Here is a 24,528-nt window from a genome sequence, read left to right as displayed (position 1 = left end):
ACATAGTCCACTGGAACACGAGCCGGAGGCAGGTAAGATTGAAGGGCCTGACCCCGGAGGAGTTCCGGAATCAGGCCCTTGCGGCCTAGTCGCTATTTAGGGCGTCCAAGATTTGGGGCGCAGTTCAGTGGGAGATCGGGCTTTCAAGGCTTAGTTAAACCAAGTCTGTACGGTCAAATGACCCGTAGCTTACATCTGCTCGGGCGCGGAAACGCCAACGAGGGTGAGCACCAGGGCGAGCGTCACACGGACGGCATCGCAAGCGGCCAGACGGGCACGCGAAAGCTCGGGGTCGACGGGACGGCCCTCGCTCGGCAGCACCTGACAGGCAGCGTAGAAGCTGTGGAAGTCGCCGGCGAGTTCCTCAGCAAAGTGCGTCAGACGGAACGGGGCGCGGTCGCGAGCGCAGCTGGCGATGAGGTCGGTGAGCTCGTTGAGCTTGCGCGAAAGGGCGAGCTCGGTCGGGTCGGTCAGCAGCGAGTAATCGACGTTCTCACCGATGGCCTTGGCGGCGACGGCCTTCATGCCCATCTCGTCAGCCTGCTCGGGCGTAACGTCAGCGGCACGGCGCAGGATGGAGCACACGCGGGCGTGAGCGTACTGCACGTAGTACACCGGGTTGGAGTTGTCGCGCTTCTTGACGGCCTCAATATCGAAGTCGACCATCTGATTGGAGCTCTTGGAGATGAGGGTGTAACGGGCAGCGTCGGAGCCGACCTCGTCGACGAGCTCCTGCAGGGTCACCATGGTACCCTTACGCTTGGACATACGGACGGGCTTGCCGTTGCGCAGCAGGTTGACGAGCTGGCCCAGCAGAACCTCAAACTTGCCGGGGTAACCCAAGGCATCGCAGACGCAGCGGACGCGCTCGATGTAGCCGTGGTGGTCGGCGCCCCAGATGTCGATGACGTGGTCGACGCGCTGGAACTTATCCCAGTGATAGGCAACGTCGGAGGCGAAGTAGGTGTACTCGCCATCGGACTTGATCAGAACGCGGTCCTTGTCATCGCCCAGGTCGGTGGAGCGGAACCACAGGGCGCCGTCCTTGGTGTAGAGATAGCCCATCTTGTCGAGCTTCTCAAAAGCGCGGTCGACGGCGGAGGTGCCGGCGGTCTCGCCCTCGGTGTCCTTCACATACAGCGAGCGCTCGGAGAACCAACGATCGAAGTCGCAGTTAACGGCATGGCAAAGGTCGCGCATGTTGTCGACCATCTTTACATAGCCGCGCTCGCGGAAGCTCTCCATGCGCTCCTGCGGATCGGCGTTGACCCACTTATCGCCGTCGGTGCGCCAGAACTCGGCGGCCTCGTCGATGATGTAGTCGCCGCCGTAGGAGTCCTTGCCCAGGGTCTCGGCAAAGTTGTCCTGATACGGATGGGTCTCGGGATGCTCGTCGTTCTCGTCGGCAACAAAGGCGTCGCGGTCGGCGATCAGCAGCTTGTGAGCCTCGTCGATATCCACGCCCTGCTTGGCGATGATGTCGGCAAGCTGCATATAGCGCGTGCTGATGGAGTTGCCGAAGGTGTTCATCTGAGAGCCGTGGTCGTTGATGTAGAACTCACGCTGGATGTCGTAACCGGCGTGATCCATAACGCGGCAGAGCGAGTCGCCCAGCGCGGCCCAGCGGCCGTGGCCGATGTGCATGGGGCCGACGGGGTTGGCGGAAACGAACTCGACCTGGGTCTTCAGGCCACCACCGACGTTGGACTTAGCGAAGTCCATACCCTTCTCGCGAGCCTCGCCAAAGATGGCATTCTTGACGGCAACGGAGAGGTAGAAGTTGATGAAGCCGGGGCCTGCGATCTCGACCTTCTCGATCGCGGGGTCCTCGGGCATATGGGCAACGATGGCCTCGGCGATCTTGCGCGGGGCGCAGTGGGCCAGCTTGGCGGACTTCAGGGCCATGGTAGAGGTCCACTCGCCATGAGAAGTGTCAGCCGGTCGCTCGATAGCGCAATCGTCAAGTTCAAATGCGGAAAGGTCGCCGGCCTCCTGGGCCGCAGCAAGCGCAGCGCGTACCAGCTCTTCAATCTTCTCGGGCATAGATCCTCCTTGTGTTAAAGCCCCCGAGCTCTTGGTCACTCGTAGGGCAAAAGCCAGAGTTTGTAACACTCTATCACAAGCGACGGGCACTGTCGCAGGGTAAAGCTAATAGATATTGCATATGCACAAAAATGACTACAGCTTGTATGGAGTCACTCAAAGATGCCGGTCTGCCTGCAGATTATGCAGGCGTTGAAAATGCATAAAGGTGTGAATGAGCTGCGTCTGTTATCGAATACTCTTACCTATCAGAGTTGTGTGCTTTTCCTGCATAAAGTACGGGTTTGCGCACGTCAGCGTGTTATTCTAGACATACGTAAATTCGTATAAGTTGGAGGTAGCATGTTCTCAATCGGTCAACACGTCATTCATCCGGGCCAGGGAGTCTGCACCGTCGTCGGTTTTAGGGACGACACACCGCAGCCCATGCTGCTGCTCGAGACCAAGCAGGGACATGCGCAGACGATCCTCATGTACCCCGTGGCGCAGGCCGACCGTCTGCACGCCGCCATCTCTCAGCAAGATGCCGAGCACCTGCTGAGCCACTATGACGAGCTGGAGTGCGACACCTTTACCGAGCGCAACAGCTCGCTTGAGGAGACGCACTTTAAGCAGCAGCTCAAGCTGGGCGCACCCGAGACGGTCCGCGTGGCAAAGACCATGATGCACCGCATTCGCCAGGCCGAGGAAGCTGATAAAAAACCCAGCTCCTACTACATGCGCGTACTCAAGGAGGCCAAGCGCCGCTCCATCGAGGAGTTCGCCGTGGCCTTGGGCGTCACCGAGGAGGACGCCGAAGCTCGCCTAGCCCAAGCCGCCCTCAACTAACCCATCCGCGCCAAAAACCACCACAAAGGGGACAGGCACCTTTGTGGTGGTTTTCTTGTTCTAGTAGTATTCATTCTCATCGATACCCACGAGCACAAGGAGTCTCTTATGGCAGAGCCGCTTACCGCCGGAATCACCCGCGACCGCGCGTTCGAACTGCTCAATGAGCACAACAAGGACCCGTTCCATATCACCCATGGCGAGACGGTCGAGGGCACTATGCGCTACTTTGCGCGCGAGTTCGACCCCGAGAACGAGGAGTTTTGGGGCATCGTCGGTCTGCTGCACGACCTGGATTGGGAGGAGCATGAGGACGACCCCATGAACCACACCATCTATGCTGCCGAGATTCTTAAGGGCGAAGGTGCGTCTCCCGAGCTCATTCGCGCCATCCAGACGCACACGTCGGACTTCAATACCTCGCTGCCCAAACCCGAGCTGCAGATGGAAAAGATCCTGTTTGCCTGCGATGAGCTCACCGGCCTGATCGGCGCTGCAGTCATCATGCGCCCGAGCAAGAGCGTTATGGACTTTACGACCAAGTCGCTCAAGAAGAAGTTCAAGGACAAACGCTTTGCCGCCGGCTGCTCGCGCGACGTGATTTCGCAGGGTGCCGAGATGTTGGGCTGGGAGCTCCCCGAGCTCTTTGACCGCACCATCGCGGCCATGCAGTCCTTCGCCCCCGACCGCGATACCTTCCAGGCCTAACCGCCCACGCCACCTAAAACCACCACAAAGGGGAAAGGCACCTTTGTGGTGGTTTTTCTTTACGCGGGCGTTATGGGCGGACCTGGCCGGTGCCGCGGAGCTTGTATTTGTAGGTGGTGAGGGCCTCGGCGGCAAAGGGGCCACGGGCGTGGAGTTTTTGGGTCGAGATGCCGATCTCGGCACCCAGGCCAAACTCGCCGCCGTCAGTGAAGCGAGTGCTGGCGTTGGAGTACACGGCCGAGGCATCGACCGCATCCAGGAAGCGCTCGCAAGCATCCGTGTCCTCGGCAACGATGGCCTCGGAGTGCATCGTGCCGTAGCGGTTGATGTGTGCGATGGCCTCGTCCTCGTTTGCCACGACCTTCACGCTCATCTCGAGCGCCAGGTACTCGCGACCCCAGTCCTCCTCAGTCGCGGCAACGTAGTCATCACCCTCGGCAAGCCCAGCGTCGGCGCATGCGGCGCACGTGGCCTCGTCGCCGTGAATGAGCACGCCGTGGTCGTGCAGCACGGCAACGACCGCCGGCAAAAACGAATCTGCCACGGCACGGTCGACCAGCAGCGACTCGGCGGCATTGCACACGCCTACGCGCTGGGTCTTGGCATTAACGATAATGTTGAGCGCCTTATCAAAGTCGGCGGATTCATGCACGTAGATGTGGCAGTTGCCAGTGCCCGTCTCGATCACCGGCACAAGCGACTCGCGCACGCAGCGCTGAATCAGGCCTGCACCGCCGCGCGGAATGAGTACGTCGACAATGCCGCGGAGCTTCATGAGCTCGCCAGTGGCCTCGCGGTCGGTGGACTCGATCATCGACACGGCCTCACGCGGGAAGCCCTTGGCCTCGAGCGCATCGGCCAGCAGCTCGGCGATCATGGCACACGAGTGATAAGCCAGCGAGCCGCCGCGCAGAATGCAGGCGTTGCCGGTACGGATGCAGATGCCTGCGGCGTCGGCCGTCACGTTGGGGCGCGCCTCGTAGACCATAGCGACCAGGCCCAACGGCACACTCACACGGGTCAGGTCCACGCCGCTTGCAAGCACGCGGTGGTCGAGCACGCGGCCCACGGGATCGGGCAGCTCGGCGAGCTTTTCCAGGCCGGCGGCCATGCCCTCGACGCGCTCGGGCGTCAGCAGCAGGCGATCGAGCAGTCCGGCCGAGGTACCCGCATCGCGCGCGGCAGACATATCGAGCTCGTTGGCGGCGACGATGGAGTCGACACCGTTGCGCAGTGCTGCGGCCATGGCGCGCACGGCCTCCTGGCGCTGCTCATCGCTCGCCGTGGCAAGCGATGCCGACGCTGCCTTGGCGGCAACGGCAAGATCGTGGACATACGTGGCTATATCGACCGACATGGGCGGCCCTTTCTCCTAGAAGTTTGCAACCATGGTAGCCGATTTGCGCATGGCCTCGCCCACGGCGGTAGAATTGGTCAACCCGAAACACCGCAACGAACGGAAGACTCACATGGCCCTCATCACTTCGTACCACGTCCCCGGCCTTTATGTCGAGGACCACAGCATCGACGTCCCCCTTGACTGGCGCGGCCTGGAGCCGATGCTCCTGGCCGTCGGCAGCACCATGCGCCGCGGCGCTATGCCGGCACCCATCGCCGGCGCGCCCGAGAGCATCAAGCTCTTCTACCGCGTGGTTTGCGCGCCCGACCGCATCAACGACGATCTGCCGCTGCTCCTGTTTTTGCAGGGCGGCCCCGGCGGCGAGAGCCCGCGTCCGCTGTCGCCCACAAGCGACGGCTGGATCGAGGAGGCCGTCAAGCACTTCCGCGTCGTCCTGCCCGACCAGCGCGGCACCGGGCGCAGCAGTTGTGTAGACGGGCGCACGATTGCCGCACTGGGCGAGCGCGCGACGGCGGCCGGCTCCGATGCCGCGCGCTCGCAGGCTGACTTCCTCAAGCGCCACCTCGCCAGCTCCATCGTGCGCGATTTTGAGTACCTGCGCCTAGTGGGCTTTGGCGGCAAGCCGTGGGTCACGCTCGGCCAAAGCTACGGCGGCTTTTTGACGTTGAGCTATCTGTCGCTCTTCCCCGAGGGCGTGGCGGCAAGCTTTACCTGCGGCGGCATTCCGCACGTGCCGGCGAGCGCCAGCGAGGTCTACGCGCACACCTTCCCGCGCATGGCAGGCAAGACTCAACAGTATTACGACCGCTACCCCGCCGACGTCGAGCGCGTGGCGGCCCTGGCAGATGCGATCGAGGAGCAAAAGCCCGTGCTACCCGACGGCTCGCCGATGACGGTCGAGCGCCTGCAGCTCATGGGCAGCGACTTTGGCATGAAGCCGAGCTTTGAGCGCATGCATTGGATTATCGACCACGCGTTTGTTGATGGCAACGGCACGCTGAGCTGCGGCTCCTCGGTATCCGACGGCTTTTTGATGCGCGCATTCGAGCGCACCAACACACGCACGAATCCGCTGTACTGGACGCTGCAGGAGTTCATCTACGCCGACGGCGACACCATGCCCATTCGCTGGGCCGCGGCAGAGGAAAAGGCACACCGCGCCGAGTTCGACACGCTCGCGCGCCCGCTCATGTTTACCGGCGAGGCCATGTTCCCGTGGATGTTTGAGCAGATGCCCGAGCTCAAGCCCTTCAAGCCCGCCATGGACCTGCTGATGGAAGACACCAGCTGGGACAAGATCTACGACTCGCAGCGCCTGGCCTGCAACGAGGTGCCGCTCCAGGCCGCGGTGTATTTCGACGACATGTACGTCGATTCGGGCCTGCAGCTCGATACGCTCAGACGCGTGGGCAACTCGCATGCCTGGGTAACCAACGAGTTCGAGCACGACGGTCTGCACGGCAGCGTGGTATTCAAGCACCTCTTCGACGAAGCCCTCAACCGCGGAGACCTGCGCCAGATCTTCTAGCAAAGGAGTGTCCCAAAGTGCCGGCACAAAGGGAACGCCCCCAAGTGCCGGCACGAAAAAGGCAGCGCTGCGGGAAACGATCCGCAGCGCTGTCTTTCTTTATGCAAATACGATCAAGTTATCCCTGTGTATCGCCGGCTTCTCGGCCAGGTTAGCGAGCAGGCGGTTGCTGGCAATCTGGTCCTGGCGGCGACCGGCAGCAAGCTCCAGCACGTCCGAATCGGCTTCGGCGATACCGCGGGCGACAACCATACCGCTCGGATCGCACACATCGAGCACATCGCCCTCGGCAAACTGGCCATCAACCTCGCGAATACCCACCGCAAGCAGGGAAGAACCACGGCTGACCAGCGCCTTCGCAGCACCATCATCGACCGTTACCGAACCGTGGGCCTTGTCGCCCAGCGCGATCCACAGCTTGCGGGGTGCGATATCCAGACGCTCCGCCGGCGGATCGAACAGCGTGCCCACGCTCTCGCCGCGGGCGAGGCGCACGAGCGCATCGGGCTCCTCGCCCGAGCAAATCACGCTCTGAATGCCCGCCGTCATCAAAATGCGGCTCGCGCGAATCTTGGTGATCATGCCGCCCGTACCCACCGAGGTCGAAGAATCACCCGCCGAGGCAATGATCTTGGCATCGATCTTATGCACGACCGGGACAAACTCGGCCGTCGGGTCCTCGTGCGGATTGGCGGTGTAGAGGCCGTCGATGTCGGACAGCGTCACGCACAGGTCGGCGGAAACCAAGCAGCTCACGAGCGCCGCCAGCGTGTCGTTGTCGCCGAACTTAATCTCGTCGACGGTGACGGTATCGTTCTCGTTGACGACCGGCACCACGCCAAGCTCCACGAGGCGCAGCAGGGCGTCGCGCGCGTGCAGGTAAGACGTGCGGCGGGCCGTATCGTGGCGCGTGAGCAGCACGAGCGAGGTGAGCAGGTCGCGCGCATGGAACTCCTCGTCGTAGGCCGACGAGATGATGCACTGACCAGCCGAGGCGCAAGCCTGCAGGCTCGGAAGGTCGCCGACCGGCTTGCGGTCGAAGCCCAACACGGGATAGCCACAGGCGATAGCGCCCGAGCTCACCACGACCAGACGCCAGCCGAGCTTGCGCAGCGCTGCGGCCTGATCGGCAAGTCCGCCGATAAAGGCGCGGTTGACCTTGCCATCGGCACCCACCACCGTGGACGAACCGATCTTTACCACCATCGTTTTATAAGAAGTCGTCATACGTCAAACCAATCAACTGTTCAGCGAACGGCCGAGTTGGCGGCCAAGGGAGCGTGACTCGCCCCTACCGCCCAAGGAATTAGTGAGCCCAAGGAAAGGCAGAAGCCGCGGCCATGTTCTTGCGCACGAGCTCGTCGCGCACCTGAGCCAGGCCCTGCTCCATGCCCACCACATAGGTCTGCGGGTACAGGAAGCGCTTGAAAGCTGCGTCCAGATGATCGAGCGCCCAAGCACAGCGCTCGCGCGCGTCCTGGATGCTCTCACGCGGAGCCACCGCACTGCCATCGCGCACGATCGGCACCAGCAGCTCGCGATACTCAAGTTCGGACACGTCGGTCACCAGGGCGGCATCATTCACGGCCACGAGGGTATTGCCGCGCGCGGCGCCCTCCCCCGCCAGATGGTCCTCGTCGTAGATCATGTCGCAGACCGGGCCGCCAAAGCCGTCGTAATAACGGCGCACGCGTTGCACACCCGGGATCGTGCGCTTGTAGGGCTGCTCGGAGAGCTTGACCACCGGCGTCCATGGATCTGTCTCGCTCGCACGGCGGGCGGAAAGCTTGTACACGCCACCCAGCGCCGGCTGGTCATAGCAGGTCGCGAGCTTGGTACCCACGCCAAAACTGTCGATGGGCGCGCCCTGGTCGAGCAGCGACTGAATCGTGTACTCATCCAGATCGTTAGAAACCGAGATCCCCACATAGGGCAGGCCCTCGGCATCAAAACGGCCGCGCACATACTTGGAGAGCTTGGCGAGGTCGCCGGAGTCGATGCGAATGGCCGACAGGCGCTCGCCCACCGCTTCCATCTCCTTGGCAACCGTAATGGCATGTTCACAGCCCTCGCGCACGTCATAGGTGTCGATGAGCAGCGTACAATTCTTGGGGCTCGACTTGGCAAAGGCGCGGAAGGCCTCGAGCTCGGAATCGAAGCTCATCACCCAGCTGTGCGCATGCGTGCCAAAGACGGGAATACCGTAACGGCGGCCGGCGAGTACATTGGACGTAGAGGAGCAGCCGGCAACGTAGCTCGCGCGCGCAACGGCCAGGCCGCCATCGGGACCCTGGGCGCGACGCAGGCCAAACTCCGCCACAGGGCGACCGTCGGCGGCGAGCACCACGCGCGCCGTCTTGGTGGCGACAAGCGTCTGGAACCCGACGATGTTGAGCAGCGCCGTCTCGAGCAGCTGGCACTCCAGCGCGGGGCCGGTGACGCGCACCATGGGCTCGCGCGGAAAGACGAGCTCGCCCTCGGGCACGGCGTCGATGTTTACATGCGCACGAAAATCGCGCAGGTAGTCGAGGAATCCAGACTTGAACATCGCACCGCCGGCCGGGGCCTGGAGCGAGGCGAGGTAGTCGATGTCCTCGGGCGTAAAGCGCAGATTCTCGACCAGCTCGGGCAGCTCGGCGGTGCCGCACATGACGGCATAGGCGCTGCCAAAGGGATGGTCGCGGTAAAACGCGGTAAAACAACCCTGCTCATTGGCCTTGCCGCTCTCCCACAGGCCCTGGGCCATAGTGAGCTCGTACAGATCGGTGAGCATTGCAATGTCGGTGGGATGTGAGATGTCGGTCAAAGCCATGGGGCGACCTTTCGGATGTGTGGTGCAGAATTTGAGGGTTGGACGAGAGCAGAGCATGCGGACATGATGCCCGATGCAAATCGGTTAGAGCAGGCCCATGCTGGTCAGGATCGTGTAGCCCATAAAGATGACAAACGCGATGAGGGCAAGGACAATGATGATTTTTTGAGCCGGCGCCATGCCAGGGATCTCGTTCTCGCCCGTAGGCTCCTTGGAGGTAACCATGCGCTGGGCAAAGGTCATCTCGTCACGGCTCGACTTGGGCTCGACGAACTTGGGACGAGCGGCCTTTTTAGGCTGAGGCTTGGGCGCGGCAGGTGCAGGCTTCGCGGCAGCGGGCTTGGGTGCGGGCGCGGGCTTGCGCTCGGATGCGGCGTTCGCGGCGACCTCCTCGGCCTTCGCACGCTCGGCGCGCAGGGCAGCCAGCTCCTCGCGCTCGCGACGGGCCTCTTCCTGGGCCTCGCGACGAGCCTTCTCGGCGCGGAGCTCCTCCAACTCGGCGCGCTCCTCGGCAGACAGTGGTTGGGACTCAAGCTCGGCCATGGTATAGCCCTTTCTTTTAAAAAAAGCCGCCGACACAATGTCAGCGGCTTATCAAATCCAAGGGTGGAGACGAAGGGAGTCGAACCCTCGGCCTCTGCCATGCGACGGCAGCGCTCTCCCAACTGAGCTACGTCCCCAGGACAAGTCGATATTTTACCTACGGCTCGCCAACTGTCAACGCCCAATAACCAGTCTTTTTGGGGCGCGGCTATTTTGGCAACTTTTCGAACAGGCGATGCTCTCGATGATTTTTTATCCCCGTCCCAGAAAATTCATCGACGAACGCACTACTTTGCACTGGTGAGAACACCGGTGGTGTCGAAGGCCGGGGTGAAGCTCTCGTCTACCGCGCCGCCCTCTTGCCAGAACATCGTCGTAAAGCCCAGGTCGTCGGCATGGTCGAGCACCTGCTCGTACTCCTCGCGCGTCACGGCACGCGCCAGGTCGCCGCCCTGCTCGCGCATAAGTGCATTGGGCGTGTACTGGTTCATGACCGAGATCGGCACATCGCCCACCGTCTGCCACACCAGGTCCAGCACGCGACACGAATCGTCTGCATGTCCCGGCAGTACCAGATGGCGCACAATCATGCCGCGCTTCATGAGCCCGCCCTCATCCAACAGCTCTCCCCCGCGGCGCTCGATCTCGCGCGCCATCTGAGCCAGGCCTGACACGGCCACACGTGGGTAGTCCTTTATATGAGAGAGCGACTGCGCAAGCCCGGCATTGGCATATTTAAAGTCGGTAAGCCACACATCGACCAGGTCGCCCAGCGCCGCCACGGCACTCGCGCGCTCGTAACCACTCGTGTTGTAGACGATCGGGATAACCAGTCCGCGCGCCCGTGCCGCGGCAATCACGGCAGGCAACAGGTGCGCATAGTGCGTCGCCGTCACCAAATTGATGTTGTTGGCACCCTGGTCCTGCAGTTCCAGCATAATCTCGACCAGGCGCTCAGGCGAAATCTCAAGGCCAAAATTGCCGGTCGAGATCTCGTGGTTCTGGCAGTAGATACATTTAAGCGAGCAACCGCTAAAGAAGATCGTGCCCGAACCGGCCTCGCCCGAGATAGGCGGCTCCTCCCACATATGAAGCGCGGCGCGGGCCACCTTGAGCGTGTCGTTAGCACCGCAGACGCCGTGCGCGCCCTCATCGCGCGCCGCACCGCAACGGCGCGGACACAAATGGCAGGCGGGCGAAAAAAGTTCGGTCAACGACGTCGGCATAAAAACATGCTCCAAAACAACGATTCAGCAGCTCAAACGTAAAGGGCCAGACCGGGTAGACGGCTCCGTCCCTAAGGCGCCGTAATCGTCCGACACGATTTTTGTAATGTCAAGACTGGAATCGATAAAGTGCCGCTTTATGATGTAGGTATTCCGCCCCCCGCGGAGCAACTGGGTGAACCGTCGCGTTTATTTAGGGAGCCCACACAGTCGTGCCTAGTACAGGTATCCTTCGTTGTTAAGGACGCTGGAACAGTCGATGAGGGCACCCACCTGTTTTAGGTGGGTTCATTTTCGTAACGTGGGGGGTGGTTTTCTTTTGCCGAAAATCACCATACAGTCCATATGGATCCCCGTCGGCATCCCGACAAGCCATCGACAACATTCCAATATCTGGTATGCGCGTGATAATCGCACGGTGCAAACCTCCGCACCCCCCTCGGTCGAGTATCATGGGACAGCTATGCCATTTCCGCGTAGCAACCTTTGACCTTTTCCTTCGACGCTTGGCGGTTTTTAGATTCATGGCTTCATCCCCGAGCTACATACCGTATCTATGCGTGGCAGCGGCGGCCTTTATCACGACCTTTCTCGCGGTGCCCCTGGTCAAGCGCTTGGCAATTAAGCTCGATGCCGTCGACTATCCTTCTAAGCGCCGCATCAACACCAAGCCCATCCCGCGTTTGGGCGGAACGGCGGTGTTTTTGGGCCTGGTCGTTGCCTGCATTGTGCAAATCCTAGGCACCTGGTACCTAGGCTGGCCGCCCGTTTTGGTGCCGCACCCGCGCCTTCACATTAGCTATCCCATGCTGGCGCTCTCCTTTACCGTCATCTTTGCGACCGGCGCTATCGACGACGTCTTCCAGCTCACGCCCAAGCAAAAGCTGGCCGGACAAGTCCTCGCCGCGCTTATCGCCTGTATCGGCGGCCTAAAAATCGGCGTCATCGTCAACCCGTTTGCCCCCGGCGAGATCATGCTCGGATGGCTCGCCTACCCCATCACCGTGATCTATCTGGTGGCATTCACCAACATCATTAACCTCATCGACGGCCTCGACGGCTTGGCCACGGGCATCTGCGGCATCGCGTCGTTCACCATGTTTTCGATGGCCGTTCTCTCGGGCCGCATCGACGCCGCCGCGCTCTCCATTGCGCTCTTTGGCGCCTGTCTGGCCTTTTTGCGCTACAACTTCAACCCCGCAAGCATTTTCTTGGGCGACTCGGGGTCGCTGCTGCTGGGCTTTGCGCTGGGCTCCATCTCGCTGCTCAACGTGAGCCGCACCGCCGCACTCACCTCGCTTATCATCCCGCTCATCGTTGCCGGCGTGCCCATCATCGACACGTTTAGCGCCATCGTGCGCCGCAAGCGCGCCCACATTAGCATCGGGCAGGCCGACAAGGGCCACATCCACCACCGCCTGATCCAAGAAGGCTACAACCAAAAACAGGCCGTGCTGCTCATCTATGCCTGGTGCATCATGCTTTCGGCCGGCGCCGCCGCGATTAACCAGGTCGAGGTGCCCATGCGCGTGCTCATCTTTACCGTGCTCGCCATTGGCTCGGCTGCCTTCGCCAAGCACCTGCACCTGTTTGAACCCGTGCTGCGCCACCATTACAACAAGCGCACGCACGAGGACGAGCTGGTCACCCCCGACGACCCCGCTTTTAAGCAGGAGGAGCAGGCAGCCGAGGAGCGCAAAGAAGAGCGCCACCACAAGCTCTAGGGCAAGCTGCCGAGGATGTGCCAAGGCGTTGGCAGCCGTTCGCGCGAACGCCGCGGCGGACTTGAAAGCCGGCCCCTGGCAGTCCCTCACCCACTCACGCCCACCCCTCTCAATAAACACGCTATCATCAAAACCTGCGAACGAACGTTAGGAGCAATCATGCCAAACGAGAACAGCTACGAAGTCGCGCTGCAAAAGAGCAACGCCATTCGCGAGGGCCTGGCCAAGACGCCCGAGAAGTTCACCATGCTTACCGGCGACCGCCCCACCGGCCGTCTGCACCTGGGTCACTACTTTGGCACCCTCAAGGGCCGCGTGGAGCTGCAGAGCATGGGCGCCAGGACCAACGTACTCATCGCCGACTACCAGGTCATCACCGACCGCGACACCACCGAGCACATCCAGGACAACGTGTACAACATGGTCATGGACTACCTTGCCTGCGGCATCGACCCCGACAAGACCATGATCTACGCGCACTCCGCCGTGCCCGCCGCCAACCAGCTCATGCTGCCGTTCCTGTCGCTGGTGTCCGAGGCCGAGCTGGCGCGCAACCCCACGGTCAAGGCCGAGATGGAGGCCTCGGGGCACGAGCTCACCGGCCTTCTGCTCACCTACCCGGTGCACCAGGCCTGCGACATCCTGTTCTGCAAGGGCAATGTGGTGCCCGTCGGCCGCGACCAGCTGCCGCACATCGAGCTCACCCGCACCATCGCCCGCCGCTTTAACAACCGCTACGGCAAGGTGTTCCCCGAGGTCGACGCGCTGCTGTCCGAAACCCCGCTGCTGCCCGGCCTGGACGGTCGCAAGATGAGCAAGAGCTACGGCAACGCCATCAACATCTCGATGACCGCCGAGGAGACGGCCAAGCGCATCAAGAAGAGCCAGACCGACTCCGAGCGCATGATCACGTTCGATCCCGAGAACCGCCCCGGCGTGTCCGGCCTGCTTTCGACGGCCGCCATCTGCACCGGCCGTTCCGAGGTCGAGATTGCCGAGGAGATTGGCATGGGCGGCTCCGGCCAGCTCAAGAAGTACGTGACCGAGGCCGTCAACGAGTACTTCGCACCGATCCGCGAGCGTCGCCAGCGCTACGAGAACGATCTGGACTATGTGAAGGACGTCCTGCACGAGGGCAACCGTCGCGCCAACGAGATCGCCGATCAGACCCTGGCAGAGGTTCAGGACGCCATGGGCATGGTGTACTAGACCGATTTGCTGGCTTGAGCTTTCGATTGCTTTAGGGCGGGCGCTACGGCGTCCGCCTTTTTTGGAGCCGGACCGCTTCGGCTCCGTCCATCGCACTCCCCCGACAAACAGGAACAGGCCCGCCGGCAGTTAGTTGCCAGCGGGCCTGTTCCCGAAGTACACCGTTGAATCGCACAGAGGGGAGGAATGCGAATCAAACTCAACAGGGCAGGCTTTTTCATCGCCTATTGTCTGCTCCGTTGCTGAAACCAATATAGTTCACCGTGGTTTACTTTGCAGGATCAATATCCGCCGCCATAGCTTCTCCATAAGTTAGCCCAAGTAAACTAAACCACCACAAAGGAGACAGGCACCTTTGTGGTGGTTTTCGCCACGACAGAGCCGTTAGAGTCCGGCAAGCCAGCGACAGGCGGCCAAGTCGACGTGCATGTCGTCCTTAAACGCCACACCCTCCCCTAGCAAAAGCTCACGTTGAGCATCGGGACCGCCAAAAGCAAAACCCTCGCATATGCGCCCGTCGGCAAACACCACGCGGTGACAGGGAATCTCGCCGGGGCGCGGATTGCTATGCAGGGCATACCCCACATACCGCGCACTTCGTGGTCGACCGGCAAGCAGCGCCACCTGACCATACGTGGCGACCATCCCCTCGGGGATCTGCTCGACCACCTCGTACACCCGTTCAAAAAAGCCCTCAGACGCCATTGCTCGCTCCCTTCCACCCGGAAAAGCATAAACCACCGCAAAGGGGACAGGCACCTTTGTGGTGGTTTATGGCAGGTCAGTTAGTTGGCGGGCTGGAAGAAGGCTACGGCTACGGCGCCAGGGCCTACGTGGGCACCGATGGTGGCGCCGATGGTGTGAACGGGCAACTCGCTCTCGGTGTGGCCAGCCCAAAGTGCCGCGCTGTCCTCGATATACTTCTTGAGCACCGCATCCGAAAGACCCGTATAGCCGAGCGCCAGCGGCATGGAAAAGTCGATGCCGCCCGCCTTTTCGACCTTTTGGTTCAGCAGGTTGCGGCCGTTCTTGGAACCGCGCGCCTTGCCCAGCTGTACGATCAGACCGTCCTCGACAGCCACCACAGGCTTTACGTTGAGCAGCGTGCCCACGGCGCCGGCCGCAGCAGACAGACGACCGCCGCGCACCAGGTACTCCAGCGTCTCGAGCAGGCCGATAACCACCACGCGGTCGCGCACGGCCTCAACAGCCGCCGCGATCTGGACCGCACTGTGGCCCTCGTCCACCAAGCGCAGCGCATACTCGACCAGGACGCGCTCGCCCAGGGTGACGTTGTTGCTGTCTACCACGAACACGTCGCCACCTGGCGCCTCGGCAAGTGCGGTACGGGCACTCTGATTGGTGCCTGATAGCTTAGCGCCCACGGTAATAATCACAGCCTCATCGCCGGCTTCACGAACCTTGGCAATCGCCTGCGAAAACGCGTACGGGTTGACCTGGCCGGTCTTGGGCAGCTCATCGCGCTCCACGAGCATCTCGTAAAAGCGCTGGTGATCGATGTCGATGCCATCCATGTACACATCGGTGCCAAAGGTGACGGACAGCGGCAAAACGGCCAGTGCTGGGTGCTCGGCCGGCGACATATCGCTTGCGGAATCGGTAATAATGCGGACGGACATAGCGAATCCTTTCTTGCGCAGGTCCCGCGCAGGGAATTTTGACAGCAAGGCCCCGGCACGGTATACGCGCTCAAACAGGACTATGCAGTTGTTAATTGGAAGCAAAAGCCTTGGCGGCCTTAGATCTCGCGCAGGGTGTTGAGAATCGTGCGCAGCGACGCATACATCTGCTCGCGCTGCTCCACACCCATAGCCTTACCGGTGGTATCGAGCACCTCGCGAATGATGCGGTCGGCCTCGCTCATGCTCTCGCCACCCAGAGCGGTCAGGCGCACCGGGGCACGATACTTAACGGCGGCATCGCCCGAATCGTCGACCTCGACGTAGCCGCCCTCCTCCAGATGCGCGAGCGTACGCGAGACGGCGGCGCGGGTCACGCCTGCCATGCGAGCCAAGTCAGCGCCAGTCAGGCCGTCCTTGCTGCGCTCAAGATAGTACAGGCACATAACGTCGGAGCCCTTGAGGCCCAGCCTTGCGCCCTCGGATGTCTTAATGCGCTGAATCTCCTTGTAGAGCCCGCTGATCAGTCCGACAAAGTCCTCGAAACGTGTCTCGTCGTTCTGCTGCATGGGAGACGACCGCCTTTCGCTTGCATAATGCTTACGGGTAAACATCTTAGTCGCATAAGGCGACACCCGTACCCAAATACCCCATTTGTTAACCCATCAACATAAAAACCACCACAAAGGGGACAGGCACCTTTGTGGTGGTTTGGGGCATCAATAGGTTCTAGGCGCCGCTACAGCTCCACGCAAGGATTGTCGCGGGTCACAAGCGTCTTAATGACAACCGTCGCTCCCAGATAGCGCTCGAGCAGCTCGGCTAAGCGATCGATCGCGGCCTGGCAATCCCCCATCCGCTCGGGCTCCACGCACTCAATCGCCAGGAACGCATCGGCCGAATCATCGGACAGCGCCGTGCGAACGCCGTCGCGCCAGTTCCAGCAGCGGCACACAGCGACCGCATCGTCGATGTAAGCGAGCTCGCCGGGCAGCGTCGGATCGTCCGCCTCCTCGCCAAGCGGCAAGAACGCATCGCCACCATCGGTCACCTTCAAGCGAAGATCTCCCTCAATCGCATGCAGGTCCTCGCCGCCAACGGGCAGCGCATAAGTCAACGAAATCGTGTTGTAGATATCCACCGCCGGTGTGATGTGGCCGACCGGCTTGCCTTTGAGCACGCGCTTGAGCAGGTTCTCAACTGAGCAACGCGCGCCCTTCTTGGTCTTGAACAGGCGATACGCCTCGCGCCATGCCTTAACCGGCGCGTTCTCGCTGATGGTATCGCTTGTCAGGTGACGCTCCGCATCGATATTGGCGCGATTGAGCAACGTGGCGATCGCATCCACGTCCTCCTGGGGAATCTGGGCCGCGGGCTTCATGCCCTTTACGACTACGACGCCGACCGCCGCCTGCGGAAACAGCTCCCAAAACGAATCCTCGGCAACGAAACTCTTCATATGCTCTCCCTTCATAGCGTACGCCCGAGCGAGGGCGCCTAAACAAGAAGCGCCCTCACAGCGGCCACCTTCAAAGTCCTACGGTGCCGCCACAAGAGCGCTTACGCTGTCCCCATCCGGAGAAGGGGACGATATGTCAAGCGTATTGTAACCCGAGTCATCCACGCGAGCAAAACCACCATAAAGGCGCCTGTCCCCTTTGTGGTGGATATGGACTCACGGCGAAGCTAGTGGCGAAGTCCCAGCAGCCCGCGGCCGCGATGACGAGCGTCGGCGTGTACTTGGGCGTGCGGGCCGGCGGCTTTGACGGACTCGGGCAGGTGCGAGTACTTCTTCTCGAAGTTCTCCTCGAACATCACCGCCAGGTTGTGCGCGGCCTCGTCATAGCGCGCGGTGCTCTGCCAGTATTGGCGCGGCACCAGGATGCCATCGGGCACGCCGTGGCACGTCGTGGGAATGTCGACGTTAAAGATGTCGTCGTGCAAGAACTCGCTGTCCTCGATGGTACCGTCGAGGGCGCGGGCCACCAGGGCGCGCGTGTAGGCAAGCTCGATGCGATGGCCCACACCATAACCGCCGCCAATCCAGCCGGTGTTGACCAGGTACACGCGCGTACGACCGTCGGCGATACGCTCGCCGAGCATCTTGGCATAGACCATGGGGTCGAGCGGCATAAACGGCTCGCCAAACAGCGAGGAGAACGTGGGCGTGGGCTCGGTGACGCCGACCTCGGTGCCGGGAATCTTAGCCGTAAAGCCCGTCACAAAGTGGTACATGGCGGCATCGGCCGTCAGACGTGAGATGGGTGGCAGCACGCCAAAAGCGTCGCAAGTCAGGAACAGCACGACACTCGGAGTGGTGCCCATGCCCTTAGTCCACGCGTTAGGAATGTGCTCCACGGGATAGGCCACGCGCGTGTTGTGCGTGATCGAGATGTCGTCGTAGTTGGGCTTGCGGTTCTCGTCGAGCACCACGTTTTCGCAAATGGCGCCAAAACGGACGGCGTTGAAGATCTCGGGCTCGTGGAAGGCGTCCAGGCCCTCGCATTTTGCGTAGCAGCCACCCTCGATGTTGAAGATGCCCATGTCGGACCAGCCGTGCTCGTCGTCGCCGATCAGCAGGCGCGTGGGGTTGGCAGAAAGCGTGGTCTTGCCCGTGCCGGACAGGCCAAAGAACACGGCAGTCTCGTGCGTGACGGGATCCATGCTGGCCGAGCAGTGCATGGGCAGCACGTCATCCTCGACGGGCAGCAGATAGTTCATGACGCTAAAGATCGACTTTTTAATCTCGCCGGAGTAGCCGGTGCCGGCGACCAGAATCACGCGTTCCTGGAAGTTGATGACCACGGCGGCGCTGGAGTTGAGGCCCTTGATGGCAGGATCGCACTGGTAACCGGGCGCTGCGAGCACGCAGAAGTCGGGCTCGCCGGTGCGCGCGATTTCGCGGGCGAGCGGACGGGCGAGCATTTGCTTAATGAAGAGTGCCTGGCTGGCACGCTCGCAGGCAACAAGCAGGCGACGCGTGTGGTTGCGGTCAGCGCCCGCCATGCCGCGCGTGACGAACACGTCGCGCTCGTTGAGATAGTCGACGATGCCGGCCTTGATGGCCTCATAGCTCTCGACGGACAGTGGGCGGTTGACCGCACCCCAGGCGATCTTGTCGTGAACATCGGGGGTGTCAACGATAAAACGATCGTTGGGCGAACGACCAGTGCGCTCCCCCGTCTCGATCACGAGCGCGCCATTAGAAGCCATACGGCCCTCTTTGCGACGAATAGCGTGCTCGACAAGCTCTGCCGCCGGCAGGTCCACCAGCAGACGGGGTTGATTCTCGGCGGGATCTTCAACGAGCGTAATACCAAAGTTGGACAGAACTTCTGCAGGGGTAACACCAGGCATGGGGCCTCCTTTAAAAACGCGACACGTGGACGCGACGCGCACTTTACTCACGTAAAGCCCGTTGTACCCGATATGCAAAAACGTTTTTGCGGCAAGGGCGGCAAGCCCGCCCAACGGTCAAAAATCGCAGGCAAGCGGCCTAGTCATTGGGGACGTTTTTAAACGCCTAGTCATTGGGAACACTCTTGAACAGGCAACATTCAAGGAGCGCCCCCGGATGCCGGCACTTAGGGACGTTCCCAAAGTGCCGGCACATAAGGAACGTCCCTAAGTGCCGACTACCGAATGGCGCCGCCGAAATTATTGAACAACCTGTTCAAAAACACGAGCGGACACCGCGGTGTCTATACTAGAGCGCAGCAATAGAAAGGACCCCGCTTTGAGCATCACGCCCCTCGATAGCATTCGCCGCGCCATCGCCCGCCGTAACGGCATCTCCAACCCCGCTGCATCGAAAGACGGCGCCGCGAAGGCCCAGGGCGGCCGCATCGAGAACGGCCTGTTCCCCGCCTCCCACACGGCCGAAGAGCTCGCGCGCATCCAGGAGCTGAGCCAGCGCAACGCCGGCGGCCCCGACAGCAGCCAGGCCACGCGCCGTCGCCGGCGCGAACGCGATCGGGAGCCCGGCCCCGTCCGCCGCATGGTCAACGCTTGGTGGAACCGTCTGCTCGGCGCCGTCTACGGCGGCGGCTTCTCCATGCAGGAAGCGGAATACGAGGAGCACGCCACCAGTCGCGACTATCTTTGGAACACCCTGGGCACCGCCGTATGGGGCATGGCGTTTCCGCTGCTCACCATCGTGTCTACGCAGCTCGTGGGCGCCGAGGAGGCCGGCAAGTTCTCCATCGCCTTTGTTACCGGCACGCTCATCATGATCGCGTGCAACTACGGCGTGCGCAACTTTCAGGTCTCGGACATCGACGAAAAAACCTCCTTCGCCTCCTACCAGCTCAACCGTTGGCTTTGCGGAGCGCTCGCACTAGGCTGCGGCCTCACGTACAGCAGCGCACGCGGCTACGATGCGCAGATGGCCACGATCGGCCTGGGCGTCTACCTCTATAAGGTGATCGACGGCATCGCCGACGTGTACGAGGGCCGCCTGCAGCAGGCCGACAAGCTCTATTTGGCCGGCATGAGCCAAACGCTGCGTTCCGCCGGCGTCATCGCGGTCTTTAGCGTGGCACTGTTCCTCACGCGCAGCATGCCCATCGCGGCCATGGCCATGGGTGTCACCGCGATTGCCTCGCTCGTGCTGGTCACCGCCCCGCTCGCCCTGCTCGAGACCGAAAAATCGCGCCACGTGAGCCTGCGCGAGGTCGGCCACCTGTTTGTCCAGTGCGCCCCGCTCTTTGGTGCACTGTTCCTGTTCAACCTTATTGAGAGCATGCCCAAGTTTGTGATGGAAGGCGCGCTGGCCTACAAGTATCAGCTGTACTTTAATGCCCTGTTCTTTCCGGCGCAGGGAATTTTGTTGAGCATTGGATTTATCTATAAACCGCAGCTCCTGCGTCTGTCGAGCATTTGGGCGAATCCGCGCAAGCGTCGCCGCTTTGACCTGATTATTGTTGCCGTTATGGCGCTGATCGTGGTCATCACCGGCGTGTGCGCCGCATTTATGGCAGGTCCCGGTATTCCCCTCATGAGCTTTATGTACGGTCTCAGCTTTGAACGCTACCGTACGCTGGCGCTGCTGATGGTCGTCGCCGGCGGCGTCACCGCGGCCATCGACTTTATCTACGCCATCATCACGGTGCTGCGCCACGCTGGAGATGTCACCAAGATCTACCTGATCTGCTTTGCCGTGAGCGTGGTGCTCCCGGTGATTCTGATCAATCTGCTCGGCCTGATGGGCGCCGTCGTGAGCTACCTAGCCATCATGGCCCTACTGCTGGTACTGTTGATTATCGAGTACGCCCACATCCGCCAACGCATAGAGAGGGACCGGAATCCGTACGGCGCCTAATTGCGGCGATGGGAGAAGCTAATTTGCGGTGGAATCACCCCGGCTGGAGTCTCGTTGCGGACACGCAAAACTAAGTGAGTAGACTTTTACCGAATCCCGGACCACACCGACAAAGCACAAGTCCGTGACCAGCGGTTTTATTGAGGCAAATATGTTGGGTGCTCGGCATTTCCAAAAAAGTCTACTCACTTAGCCAGCGGGCAGCCAAAAAAGAACCGCCGCGACGTCGTTTGACTCCGTTGCGACGGTTTTTCGAGCATTTTCGCGCTGTCGAGGACGCAGACGCTCCTCATTTCTAGCGCTTACCGAGCAAGAAGGCGCTACTCTCCGAAAGTAGTCAAAAAGCCCCGTCCCAAATTAGCTACGGTAGATCGGCGGAACAAGGTTATTCGCCCGGGTTGATGTTCGCGTAGAACTCGGCCCCGTCGTCCAGGCGCAGGATGCCCACGCGGCCGAACTCGGAGCCGGTGGCGGCGGCGCAGTCGATGTCGATGCGATCGGGCACGCCGGCAGTGTCCTCGCCGCCCAAGCGCACGATCTGCCCGCGTCCCGATTCCTCATCGAGCCCCGCCAGACCACCGACCTCGCAATAGCGCCCAAGCGATACCGTGGGCGTGTGACCGCTCACCACGACCGGGCCCTTGCCCTCGGCAGAAAGCAGCCCGGTCGACGCATCCCAATAGCCATGACGAATCCACAGCAGGTCATCGGACGACTGCACTGCGAGCATCTGCTGCAGCAGCTCGCGATCGGCACCCACCGCTCCGACGCCATCGGCACAATCGACGCCATGCTCAAGCAAAAACGCCTGCGCCGCCTCGGTCTCAATACCGGCATGTACCAGCAGATACGGGCGCTCCTCGGTCTCGACCACCGCGTAGAGCGGCAGCGCGGCCATCCATCGCACGAGCTCCTCATATGCCTCAAATTCCATGTCGTTGAGCTGCTCGCGCGTCGTCCAGCCACCGTTGATATCCCAGGTCTCGGCATCGAGCGGATCCTGACCAATGATGGCATCGAGCATGATCTGCTCGTGATTGCCCTTGAGCACGTGGGCGTTGGGCAGCGAGCGCACGAGCTTAATAACGCCGACCGGATCGGGCCCGCGATCGATCATGTCGCCCAGCACGTACAGCGTGTCGTCGGACGTCAACGAGATCTTAGACAGGGCCTCGTCAAGCGCACGCACGTGCCCGTGAGCATCAGATGTCACATAGATCGCCATGGTACGCCTCTCCTTGCATTGCGGCCGAAGCCCGGCGCCGCAACTAAAACTTCAAGTTGAACTTAAACGTTACCCATTGTACTCCGTTGCAATAAAGCTGGAAAGGGTTTCCGAGCAGAGGCAAAGACGGCAGCCGTCTATGACGATATCGCGCACGCCTGCAATCCAACCCCATAAACCCACCATCTTTGGGTACAAATAACCGCAGACAACTGACCGTGCCACGCCAACCACCCAGGAGCGGACACCATCCATGAACCAGATCCTTCTTTTTATCGGCCTCGTCATCATTTTGTGCCTGACCATCAAACCCGTCGGCAAAAAACTCCCCTTCCCCACCCTGCTCATCTTTATCGCGCTGGGCATGCTGTTGGGCGTCAACGGCCCGGCGCACATCGATTTTAGCGACTACGCGCTTACCGAAACCGTCTGCAGCACGGCGCTGCTGTTCATCATGTTCTACGGCGGCTTTAACACCAATATCGACCGCGCCAAGCCCGTCGCTGCGCCGGCGGTGCTGCTGAGCACGCTCGGCGTCGTCATCACTGCCGGCATCACCGGCGTGTTCGCCCACTTCGCGCTGGGGTTCGACTGGATCGGCGGCCTGCTGCTGGGATCGGTCGTGGCATCCACCGACGCGGCGAGCGTCTTTAGCGTACTGCGTGAGCACAGCCTGTCGCTGAGGGGCGGCACCGACTCGCTGCTCGAGGTCGAATCGGGCTCCAACGATCCCGTCGCCTATATGCTCACCGCCGTGCTCGCCACACTCGCGGCCGGCGGCGACATCAACATTCCCGCACTGCTGGCCAAGCAGATTATCTTGGGCGTGGGCCTGGGCCTCGCCATCGGCTGGGCGGCGGGCCGCCTGATTGAACGCGCGCACGCAACGGCCGAGGGCGCGCAGACCATCTTTTTGTTCGCCGTGGCGATCGTTGCCTACGCGCTACCAAGCTATCTGGGCGGCAACGGCTTTTTGGCTGTATACCTGGCCGGCATTGTGCTGGGTGCCAGCGACATCACCGGCAAAGTCGAGATGGCGCACTTCTTTGACACCCTCACCGAGATGGCAGAGATGACCATCTTCTTTTTGCTGGGCCTGCTCGTTACACCCGCACGCCTGCCGCAAATGCTGCTGCCGGGCCTGGCGCTCATGGCGTTCATGCTCTTCGTGAGCCGCCCCATCGCCGTCGGCGTGCTCCTGGCGCCCTTTAAGACGAACCCCCGCCAGGTCGCGCTCGTAAGCTGGGCGGGCCTGCGCGGAGCAGCTTCGGTCGTCTTTAGTCTCTTTGCCGTGGTGGCCGGCGTTCCCGGCGGACACGACCTATTTGACCTGGTGTTTGTGATTGCCGTGTCGAGCATTGTGGTGCAGGGCTCGCTGCTGCCGGCGTTGGCGAAGAAGCTCGATATGATCGATGCGACCGGCGACGTGCACCGCACCTTTAACGACTACCGCGACGAGGACGGCATGTCGTTTGTAAAGCTCAAGGTGGGCGCTGGACATCCGTTTGCCGGACGCTCGCTCGCGGACATTGGCAGCGCCACAGACATGCTCGTGGTCCTGGTGCTGCGCGACGGGGCGCACCCGGTGCTGCCCAACGGCGATACCGTCATCGAGGAAGGTGACCTGCTGGTGATGGCCGCGCCGACGTTTGAAGAGCGTGCCGAGGTTACGCTGCGCGAGGTCACCGTAACCCCCCACGGTCGCCTGGCCGGCCAGCGTCTTCGCGATGTGCCGCAAGGCAAGCATCCCTTTATCGTCGTGATGCTCAAACGCGACGGCCAGACGATCATCCCCGACGGCAACACCCTAATATACGCCGGCGACGAAGCCGTCATCGCCACACTAGCATCGTAGCCATCCCCACCCATAAGTTGCGGTGAAATAGGGATTGAATAGGCTTCTGAACAGCCATTTCAGTCCCTATTTCACCGCAACTTATGGGTGGGGATGGGTTGAAAAACATTTGAATTGACACCGAAATGAAAAAGCCGGGGAAAACGTCCCCGGCACTTGGAAGCCCTCTCTTTTGAGATGACCGATTTCTTTATATCACGAACGCTAGTTAGATGCCATTCATTGAGGGCTTTATCAGGCGCGCCATCCCATCCCATCCACATGGCGCCATTTGAAAGCCGTCCGATCTCATGCTATAAAGAAATCGGTACCCTCGAATAAAGGGACCTCCAAGAGCCGGGGGATGTCCCCCGGCATTTTTTATGCGAGTCAAGACTAAATACTTCTCGGGAAAACGCCGGCCCATTGCGTCAGCAATTTACGAGCCGCTCTACCCACCTCTGGACGGCTAAGGACTTTTCGCAGGTAGTTTGACGAACATATGTTTGCTTATTATAATATTACTTG

Annotated in this window: 20 protein-coding genes and 1 tRNA gene; 8 read left to right on the top strand and 13 right to left on the bottom strand. The window is 61.3% G+C overall.

Annotated elements, in window-relative coordinates:
* Nucleotides 1-2: 2 nt before the first annotated feature.
* Entirely contained in the window at nt 3-89 is an 87-nt protein-coding gene (locus RX395_RS06150; RefSeq protein WP_316365605.1) for an IS3 family transposase, read from the top strand.
* Nucleotides 90-189: 100 nt separating this feature from the next.
* Here the strand turns inward: RX395_RS06150 and argS are convergent, their stop codons facing one another.
* Nucleotides 190-2,043, bottom strand: a complete 1,854-nt coding sequence (gene argS, locus RX395_RS06145; protein ID WP_055286535.1) for an arginine--tRNA ligase — start codon at nt 2,041-2,043, stop codon at nt 190-192.
* Between the two features lie 342 nt (nt 2,044-2,385).
* On the opposite strand from argS, the gene RX395_RS06140 reads away from it, so the two are divergent.
* Together RX395_RS06140 and RX395_RS06135 are read left to right on the top strand one after the other, a co-directional pair.
* Nucleotides 2,386-2,871, top strand: coding sequence for a CarD family transcriptional regulator (locus tag RX395_RS06140; protein ID WP_022094807.1), 486 nt, complete (start codon nt 2,386-2,388; stop codon nt 2,869-2,871).
* A gap of 108 nt (nt 2,872-2,979) precedes the next feature.
* A complete protein-coding gene (locus RX395_RS06135; protein WP_138375338.1) occupies nt 2,980-3,579 on the top strand; it encodes an HD domain-containing protein in 600 nt (199 codons plus the stop codon).
* A 70-nt stretch (nt 3,580-3,649) separates the two neighbouring features.
* On the opposite strand, the gene RX395_RS06130 is transcribed toward RX395_RS06135, so the two are convergent.
* Entirely contained in the window at nt 3,650-4,936 is a 1,287-nt protein-coding gene (locus RX395_RS06130) for a glutamate-5-semialdehyde dehydrogenase (RefSeq protein WP_316366262.1), read from the bottom strand.
* Between the two features lie 112 nt (nt 4,937-5,048).
* Between RX395_RS06130 and RX395_RS06125 the strand changes: the two genes are divergently transcribed.
* Nucleotides 5,049-6,467, top strand: coding sequence for an alpha/beta fold hydrolase (locus RX395_RS06125; protein ID WP_316366260.1), 1,419 nt, complete (start codon nt 5,049-5,051; stop codon nt 6,465-6,467).
* 99 nt (nt 6,468-6,566) lie between these two features.
* On the opposite strand, the gene proB is transcribed toward RX395_RS06125, so the two are convergent.
* The 5 genes from proB to RX395_RS06100 all read right to left on the bottom strand — a co-directional run bounded on the left by proB (nt 6,567) and on the right by RX395_RS06100 (nt 11,048).
* Nucleotides 6,567-7,694 carry a glutamate 5-kinase gene (gene proB / locus RX395_RS06120; RefSeq protein WP_035137237.1) on the bottom strand — a complete coding sequence of 376 codons (1,128 nt, stop codon included), beginning with the start codon at nt 7,692-7,694 and terminating at the stop codon, nt 6,567-6,569.
* A gap of 79 nt (nt 7,695-7,773) precedes the next feature.
* Entirely contained in the window at nt 7,774-9,279 is a 1,506-nt protein-coding gene (locus tag RX395_RS06115; protein ID WP_196032717.1) for a nicotinate phosphoribosyltransferase, read from the bottom strand.
* Nucleotides 9,280-9,363: 84 nt separating this feature from the next.
* Complete coding sequence (locus tag RX395_RS06110) at nt 9,364-9,822, bottom strand: hypothetical protein (protein ID WP_316366256.1); 459 nt, start codon at nt 9,820-9,822, stop codon at nt 9,364-9,366.
* A 64-nt stretch (nt 9,823-9,886) separates the two neighbouring features.
* Nucleotides 9,887-9,959, bottom strand: a tRNA-Ala gene (locus RX395_RS06105).
* A gap of 150 nt (nt 9,960-10,109) precedes the next feature.
* Nucleotides 10,110-11,048, bottom strand: coding sequence for a radical SAM protein (locus RX395_RS06100; RefSeq protein WP_316366254.1), 939 nt, complete (start codon nt 11,046-11,048; stop codon nt 10,110-10,112).
* A gap of 524 nt (nt 11,049-11,572) precedes the next feature.
* Here RX395_RS06100 and RX395_RS06095 point away from each other — a divergent pair.
* Both RX395_RS06095 and trpS read left to right on the top strand, forming a co-directional pair.
* Nucleotides 11,573-12,772, top strand: coding sequence for an MraY family glycosyltransferase (locus tag RX395_RS06095; protein ID WP_316366252.1), 1,200 nt, complete (start codon nt 11,573-11,575; stop codon nt 12,770-12,772).
* A 159-nt stretch (nt 12,773-12,931) separates the two neighbouring features.
* Complete coding sequence (trpS, locus tag RX395_RS06090; protein WP_316366250.1) at nt 12,932-13,981, top strand: tryptophan--tRNA ligase; 1,050 nt, start codon at nt 12,932-12,934, stop codon at nt 13,979-13,981.
* Between the two features lie 384 nt (nt 13,982-14,365).
* Here the strand turns inward: trpS and RX395_RS06085 are convergent, their stop codons facing one another.
* From RX395_RS06085 to pckA, 5 genes are all read right to left on the bottom strand, one after another.
* Nucleotides 14,366-14,686 carry an MGMT family protein gene (locus tag RX395_RS06085; RefSeq protein WP_316366248.1) on the bottom strand — a complete coding sequence of 107 codons (321 nt, stop codon included), beginning with the start codon at nt 14,684-14,686 and terminating at the stop codon, nt 14,366-14,368.
* Between the two features lie 80 nt (nt 14,687-14,766).
* A complete protein-coding gene (locus RX395_RS06080; protein ID WP_316366246.1) occupies nt 14,767-15,621 on the bottom strand; it encodes a DegV family protein in 855 nt (284 codons plus the stop codon).
* A gap of 119 nt (nt 15,622-15,740) precedes the next feature.
* On the bottom strand, nt 15,741-16,190 hold the full coding sequence (locus RX395_RS06075; protein ID WP_022093866.1) for a MarR family winged helix-turn-helix transcriptional regulator: 450 nt from the start codon (nt 16,188-16,190) through the stop codon (nt 15,741-15,743).
* 170 nt (nt 16,191-16,360) lie between these two features.
* Nucleotides 16,361-17,080 (bottom strand): B3/B4 domain-containing protein, encoded by a 720-nt coding sequence (locus RX395_RS06070; protein ID WP_316366242.1) that lies wholly within the window; start codon nt 17,078-17,080, stop codon nt 16,361-16,363.
* Between the two features lie 227 nt (nt 17,081-17,307).
* Entirely contained in the window at nt 17,308-18,978 is a 1,671-nt protein-coding gene (gene pckA / locus RX395_RS06065) for a phosphoenolpyruvate carboxykinase (ATP) (RefSeq protein WP_316366241.1), read from the bottom strand.
* A 379-nt stretch (nt 18,979-19,357) separates the two neighbouring features.
* On the opposite strand from pckA, the gene RX395_RS06060 reads away from it, so the two are divergent.
* On the top strand, nt 19,358-20,941 hold the full coding sequence (locus RX395_RS06060) for a lipopolysaccharide biosynthesis protein (RefSeq protein ID WP_316366239.1): 1,584 nt from the start codon (nt 19,358-19,360) through the stop codon (nt 20,939-20,941).
* Nucleotides 20,942-21,326: 385 nt separating this feature from the next.
* On the opposite strand, the gene RX395_RS06055 is transcribed toward RX395_RS06060, so the two are convergent.
* Nucleotides 21,327-22,166 (bottom strand): metallophosphoesterase family protein, encoded by an 840-nt coding sequence (locus RX395_RS06055; RefSeq protein ID WP_022095029.1) that lies wholly within the window; start codon nt 22,164-22,166, stop codon nt 21,327-21,329.
* Between the two features lie 253 nt (nt 22,167-22,419).
* Here RX395_RS06055 and RX395_RS06050 point away from each other — a divergent pair, with 253 nt between their 5' ends.
* Nucleotides 22,420-24,021: a potassium/proton antiporter gene (locus RX395_RS06050; protein ID WP_316366236.1), complete on the top strand. Its 1,602-nt coding sequence runs from the start codon at nt 22,420-22,422 to the stop codon at nt 24,019-24,021.
* Nucleotides 24,022-24,528: the final 507 nt, after the last annotated feature.

It is taken from the genome of Collinsella aerofaciens (assembly GCF_032584215.1).
Taxonomy (GTDB): Bacteria; Actinomycetota; Coriobacteriia; order Coriobacteriales; family Coriobacteriaceae; genus Collinsella.
This window is presented reverse-complemented; position numbering and strand designations above follow the sequence as displayed.

Excerpts from the sequence above, each read along its gene's own strand:
- RX395_RS06130 (WP_316366262.1), bottom strand. The coding sequence starts at position 4,936 with ATGTCGGTCGATATAGCCACGTATGTCCACGATCTTGCCGTTGCCGCC.
- RX395_RS06085 (WP_316366248.1), bottom strand. The coding sequence starts at position 14,686 with ATGGCGTCTGAGGGCTTTTTTGAACGGGTGTACGAGGTGGTCGAGCAG.
- RX395_RS06110 (WP_316366256.1), bottom strand. The coding sequence starts at position 9,822 with ATGGCCGAGCTTGAGTCCCAACCACTGTCTGCCGAGGAGCGCGCCGAG.
- RX395_RS06140 (WP_022094807.1), top strand. The coding sequence starts at position 2,386 with ATGTTCTCAATCGGTCAACACGTCATTCATCCGGGCCAGGGAGTCTGC.
- argS (WP_055286535.1), bottom strand. The coding sequence starts at position 2,043 with ATGCCCGAGAAGATTGAAGAGCTGGTACGCGCTGCGCTTGCTGCGGCC.
- RX395_RS06135 (WP_138375338.1), top strand. The coding sequence starts at position 2,980 with ATGGCAGAGCCGCTTACCGCCGGAATCACCCGCGACCGCGCGTTCGAA.
- RX395_RS06050 (WP_316366236.1), top strand. The coding sequence starts at position 22,420 with ATGAACCAGATCCTTCTTTTTATCGGCCTCGTCATCATTTTGTGCCTG.
- RX395_RS06125 (WP_316366260.1), top strand. The coding sequence starts at position 5,049 with ATGGCCCTCATCACTTCGTACCACGTCCCCGGCCTTTATGTCGAGGAC.
- RX395_RS06095 (WP_316366252.1), top strand. The coding sequence starts at position 11,573 with ATGGCTTCATCCCCGAGCTACATACCGTATCTATGCGTGGCAGCGGCG.
- pckA (WP_316366241.1), bottom strand. The coding sequence starts at position 18,978 with ATGCCTGGTGTTACCCCTGCAGAAGTTCTGTCCAACTTTGGTATTACG.
- trpS (WP_316366250.1), top strand. The coding sequence starts at position 12,932 with ATGCCAAACGAGAACAGCTACGAAGTCGCGCTGCAAAAGAGCAACGCC.
- RX395_RS06080 (WP_316366246.1), bottom strand. The coding sequence starts at position 15,621 with ATGTCCGTCCGCATTATTACCGATTCCGCAAGCGATATGTCGCCGGCC.
- proB (WP_035137237.1), bottom strand. The coding sequence starts at position 7,694 with ATGACGACTTCTTATAAAACGATGGTGGTAAAGATCGGTTCGTCCACG.
- RX395_RS06100 (WP_316366254.1), bottom strand. The coding sequence starts at position 11,048 with ATGCCGACGTCGTTGACCGAACTTTTTTCGCCCGCCTGCCATTTGTGT.
- RX395_RS06055 (WP_022095029.1), bottom strand. The coding sequence starts at position 22,166 with ATGGCGATCTATGTGACATCTGATGCTCACGGGCACGTGCGTGCGCTT.
- RX395_RS06115 (WP_196032717.1), bottom strand. The coding sequence starts at position 9,279 with ATGGCTTTGACCGACATCTCACATCCCACCGACATTGCAATGCTCACC.
- RX395_RS06070 (WP_316366242.1), bottom strand. The coding sequence starts at position 17,080 with ATGAAGAGTTTCGTTGCCGAGGATTCGTTTTGGGAGCTGTTTCCGCAG.
- RX395_RS06075 (WP_022093866.1), bottom strand. The coding sequence starts at position 16,190 with ATGCAGCAGAACGACGAGACACGTTTCGAGGACTTTGTCGGACTGATC.